The 5,411-nt window shown below is 27.8% G+C and carries 6 protein-coding genes; all 6 read right to left on the bottom strand.

From position 1 onward, the window contains the following. Window positions 1-604 precede the first annotated feature (604 nt). Window positions 605-859 (bottom strand): pro-sigmaK processing inhibitor BofA family protein, encoded by a 255-nt coding sequence (locus tag BM119_RS19220; RefSeq protein WP_090043314.1) that lies wholly within the window; start codon window positions 857-859, stop codon window positions 605-607. 57 nt (window positions 860-916) lie between these two features. Next, window positions 917-1,150, bottom strand: a complete 234-nt coding sequence (locus tag BM119_RS19215; protein ID WP_090043313.1) for a YaaL family protein — start codon at window positions 1,148-1,150, stop codon at window positions 917-919. A gap of 97 nt (window positions 1,151-1,247) precedes the next feature. Continuing rightward, window positions 1,248-1,844, bottom strand: coding sequence for a recombination mediator RecR (recR, locus tag BM119_RS19210; protein WP_090043312.1), 597 nt, complete (start codon window positions 1,842-1,844; stop codon window positions 1,248-1,250). Window positions 1,845-1,926: 82 nt separating this feature from the next. Further along, entirely contained in the window at window positions 1,927-2,271 is a 345-nt protein-coding gene (locus BM119_RS19205) for a YbaB/EbfC family nucleoid-associated protein (protein ID WP_090043311.1), read from the bottom strand. 82 nt (window positions 2,272-2,353) lie between these two features. Further along, window positions 2,354-3,997: a DNA polymerase III subunit gamma/tau gene (gene dnaX / locus BM119_RS19200; RefSeq protein WP_090043310.1), complete on the bottom strand. Its 1,644-nt coding sequence runs from the start codon at window positions 3,995-3,997 to the stop codon at window positions 2,354-2,356. Window positions 3,998-4,105: 108 nt separating this feature from the next. After that, window positions 4,106-4,900, bottom strand: a complete 795-nt coding sequence (locus tag BM119_RS19195; RefSeq protein WP_177199520.1) for a CPBP family intramembrane glutamic endopeptidase — start codon at window positions 4,898-4,900, stop codon at window positions 4,106-4,108. Window positions 4,901-5,411 lie beyond the last annotated feature (511 nt).

Here is a 5,411-nt window from a genome sequence, read left to right as displayed (position 1 = left end):
CTAATTATTTACTGTAAAAGAATTGCTGGTTCTTTATCTTAATCTGTTTAATTTTCAAAGACCAATTTGTTTGCCGCTTCATGCGACTTCTTTATGTTATCACTTTACAAAATCTTTGTCAACATTTTTTTTACTTATTTTAAAACTTATATTATAGTTTTAAAATTTGTCTTCAAAGCTTTTAGCGACAAGATTTATGATACCATTTTTATACCGTACTTCTATGTGCATATTACCTTGTTTTTTAAAATTATAACTTTATATCGATAAAATACTTTAGTTTTCTACATATTTATTTTATAGACACACGAGGATGAGTGTCCTCCTATTTATTTAATAAACACAGTTATTATCTATAAATAAGCTTTAATTAACTGCAATGATACCCTCTTTTTTTGTCATTTATTTTACTTTTTTTCAAGTTATTAGTAACACTTTTTTCAAATATTCATATATTAGTTCTATAAGGACATTTCTAAATAAAATAAGCTCTTCAACTAAAGATGCCTGTCTTATTTTTAAAAATAAAAGTTAGTTTGTCCGTTCTCCCATCTAAATATAAAACAGACTACCTGAGCCCCCTCAGGTAGTCTGTTTTATATTTTTAAAGAAACATCTTATATATTATTAGAAATATAACTCCTGGAACTCCGAAAAAACCTGCAATCAATGCTGTTATGGCATTAATACCTATAGTTATACCAAATGTAGCTCCAAAGAAATTTACTATCCATAATAAAACTGCACCTAAAATTCCATTAACACAAAGTCTTATAAATATTTTTATAGGCCATGCAAATATCTTTACAACTATAAATAATAATATTATAGCAACAACATATGAAAGTAATGCATCCATAATTTGTCCCTCCCATTCATTTAACTTGTATCAATATATATTATATATAAAAAATAGTTATGCTATTCGTCCTGAATTTATTCCTCTTTTTTTAGCTTCTTTTAAAAGAAAATCATACTTTGATTTTATAGCTGCTTCCGTATATACCGCTACTTCTATAAGTTTTGCATCACTAACATTATCAAAGTAGTTTCTTATAGCTTCAAGTTCTTTAACAACTTCCTCTATAGATATTAGTAATTCTTCTTTGGTCATTTCATTTCTCTTATTCATAAAATCATCTATTACCATAAAAAGCCTCCGTGTTTTATGTTTTATCTATTATTTTGACCAAAAGAACTTCAGTATATACATTGCATAAACCATCTTTATTTTATTATATTAATAACTATATTTGTTTTCTTCCTTCTAAAGCTTTTGATAGTGTAACTTCATCTGCATATTCCAAATCCCCACCAACAGGTATTCCATGCGCTATTCTTGTTACCATTACCTCTAATGGCTTTAATATTTTTGATATATACATAGCTGTTGCTTCTCCTTCTATATTAGGATTAGTAGCTACTATAACTTCTCTTATTTCTCCATTCATTCTAGATATAAGTTCTTTTAATCTTATATCAGAAGGCCCTCTTCCTGCCATTGGAGAGATATTTCCATGAAGAACATGATAAACTCCATTAAATTCTCTTACCTTTTCCATTGCTATAATATCCTTTGGTTGCTCAACTACACATATAACATTTTTATTTCTGCTTGGATTACTACACAGTCCACAAGGATCCTTGTCTGTATAATTACCACATATAGAACAATACTTTATTGTTCCTCTAGCTTCTATAAGTGCCTTTGCAAATTCCTCAACCTCTTCTTTTGGCAAATTTAGAACATGTAGTGTTAACCTTTGAGCTGTCTTATATCCAATACTAGGTAGCTTCCCAAATTCCTCAATTAATTTTTCTATTGCTACTGGATAAAAATCCACTACAATCACATCCCTTAATATCTATATTTTAATAATATTTTAGGCATACAATCATTTTGTATGCCTAAAATAAGATAGTTTATTAGAACATTCCTGGTATTCCCATACCACCTGTTACTTTTTTCATTCCAGCTGATGTTTCGTCTTGAGCTTTCTTTAAAGCTTGATTTACTGCTGTTAACACTAAATCTTCTAACATTTCAATATCATCTTCATCCACAACTTCAGGTTTTATTTTTATTTCTAAAACCTCATTTTTACCATTTGCTCTTGCTGTAACAGCTCCGCCACCAGCTGTAGCCTCAAATGTTTTTGTTTCAAGCTCTTTTTGCATATCTTCCATGTCTTTTTGCATTTTTTGAGCCTGCTTTATTAAATTATTCATGTTAGCTCCGCCAAAGCCTCCTGGTAATCCACCTTTTGCCATACGAAAACCTCCTTAAAAATAAACTTATTTTTTATTATATATTATTTTTCCAATCAATACTATATTATATATTATCAAGCTACTAATTATCAATAATTTCAACCATATCTTCTCCAAAAGCTGCCTTAAGTTTTTCCTCTTTAGATATATTAGTATCCTCATCTGGTTCATCTACAACATATCTTACCTTAACTTGTTCTCTAAGTATTTCAGAAAAAACTCCATTAATGGTTCTTCTGTAATCTTCTTTTTCTAATCTCTCTTTATTGAATGCAAACTTTTTATCGTATCTTATTGTAATAACTCCATTTTTACATTCTGATAATCTTCCAGTAATTATAGATGCATATATAACCATTTGTCTTCTGTTTTTAAATGTATCTAATATATCATTCCAATTGTTAGCTACTTTATCTATTCCCAAACTTGAGCTTTCATTAAAACTTTCATCTTCTTTCGCCATAGATTGTTGCTTATTGTTTGTAGTCTTAGCTATTGTTTGCTTTTTCGCCACCTCTTTATTAACCTTACTCTCTTTATTAGTAGCATTATCATCTTGTGCTATAGCTATAGTACCACTTCTAAGAGCGTCTTCTAATTTATTTATTCTACCTAACAAAACTTCTGGTGAATTATCAAATTCTATTCTACACATCTTTATTAATGAAAGTTCTAAATAAATTCTAGCCTGATTGCTCCACTTAGATTGTTCCTCTGCTTCTTGAAGAATCCTTATGAACCTCATAAGTTCTTCTATTCCTATTTTATCTGCTTGTTTCTTTAGATGTTCCATGTTTTCTATAGACATATCTAAAACTTCTTGTGGATTGTTACTCACCTTAACCATAAGTAGATTTCTCATGTGTGTAGTAAAATCTTTAATAAATGTTTGTATATCTTTACCTGCAATAACAACGTCTCCAATAACTCTCATAGCCTTTTCAGTATCCCTTGTTATTGCACACTCTGTAAGATTTAATAAGTTTTCATTTGTAACAAGTCCTAACATTTCTATAATTTTATCATATTCTACTTTGCCTTCACCCATAGATATAGCCTGATCTAATATACTTAGTGCATCTCTCATAGCTCCATCGCTCATTCTAGATATTAGATCTAAACTTTTATCATCTGAAAAAACTCCTAAATCTTCTACTATTTTTCTAAGTCTTAAAGATACATCATCTTTTCGTATTCTTTTAAAATCAAATCTCTGACATCTAGAAAGTATAGTTATAGGAAGTTTTTGTGGATCTGTAGTCGCTAAAATAAATATTACTCTCTTAGGTGGTTCCTCTAATGTTTTAAGAAAAGCATTAACTGCACCAGAAGAAAGCATATGTACTTCATCCATTATATATATTTTAAACTTACCTTCCTGTGGAGGATATTGTACATCATCAACAATATCTCTTATTTTATCTACTCCATTATTAGATGCTGCATCTAATTCAGTAACATCTATAGCTAAACCTGAATTTATTTTTTTACACATATCACATTCATTACATGGTTCTCCATTATGAGGATTTAAACAATTTAATGCCTTTGCAAATATCTTGGCCGTAGATGTTTTTCCTGTACCTCTCGTTCCACAAAATAAGTAAGCATGTGCTATTCTATCATTAACTATTTGATTTTTTAGTGTAATTGTTATATGTTCTTGACCAACAACATCATTAAATGTTTTTGGCCTCCATTCTCTATATAAAGCCGTATACGCCACGGTCATCACCTCATAACTTATTATTAATTTATATTATACATTTAATTCATATATAATAACATGAATAATATAAAAGCTTATCTAAAAAATTCAGATAAGCTTTTATATTTATACACTAATATTAAATTCCATAGAATTACTATTTTTAAAATCATTATATAACAATGTCATCCCTATTATAAATATAATCATACCGAAAACTAAATACAATAAATTTAACTTACCTGCTTTCATATAACCAATTTTAAACATCAATATAACACATCCATTATATACTGCATGAGGAATAATACTTGCCCATATAGATCCATTCCAATAATATATTATTCCTAATATTAGACCTATAACAAAAGAATATCTCATTTGCATAAAGATATCATAAAATGCTGAAAAAATTAGTGCTTGAATAATTAAACCTACTATTATATTTATATTATTCCTTAGTTCTCTAAAAATTAGTCCTCTAAACAAAGTTTCTTCAAATATGGGTATGAGTATAACCATACTTAAAATACCCATAGGGCAATTAATCGGTTTTCCTAACTCTTCAATACTATCTGATAATACATCTATATACCCTACTAAATTCATAATACTCATTGAAACAACAAACAACCCAATGGCTACCAATGTATTTTTCCATATACACTTAAAATTCATTTTCTTAAAATTAGATCTTATCCATAAATTTTCTTCTCTATTGCTTAAAATTAAAATAAAGACAAGCATAACTAATAAATCTATCCCAAATATTATGCAATATCCATTTTTATTTATAGTATCCAATATATATTCATCCGGTGCATATGGATGTATAAATGCTAGAATCATTGCAAAAATAAATGTTACAACAAATTCTAACACTAGTTTAAGCCCACCATAAAAAACAATGTTTCTAATCATATTTAGATATCGTTTCATCTATATTTATTTCACCCCATATAGTTATTATTAAACATTTAATCTGATTGGTTTTTAAAATAACTTTCTATAATAGATTTTAATATATATCTATTAATATTCAAGCAGTATTGATTGAAATGTCTGTATTTTGAATCAAATAGTCACTATATTCATTTAAAATATAAATATTCATAATGTATAATTTTTATTCATATCAATATTGAATTAAATTTTTTAGACTTTATATGTATGCTTACCCATCCTAAATTATGTTTTCTAAAAGTTGCTATATGCATTTTGAATTATACCACTAAATGTATATAATGGATATATTCACTTCTGCAGACCAACCTAATGTATTAATTTCTCAGAACAAAAGGCTACGCCCTTTTTTTAATTGACAATTGACGATTATTGTTGAGAGTGGAAAGTTGAAAGTTCATGTTGAAAATCACAGATTTTCTCTAAATTATATTTTTTAAATTTTAAAATCTTCCTTAGAAGATTTATC

It is taken from the genome of Clostridium frigidicarnis, assembly GCF_900111985.1.
Classification (GTDB): Bacteria; Bacillota; Clostridia; order Clostridiales; family Clostridiaceae; genus Clostridium_Z; species Clostridium_Z frigidicarnis.
Note: the sequence above shows the minus strand (reverse complement) of the source record. Positions and strands in the feature narration are given on the sequence as shown.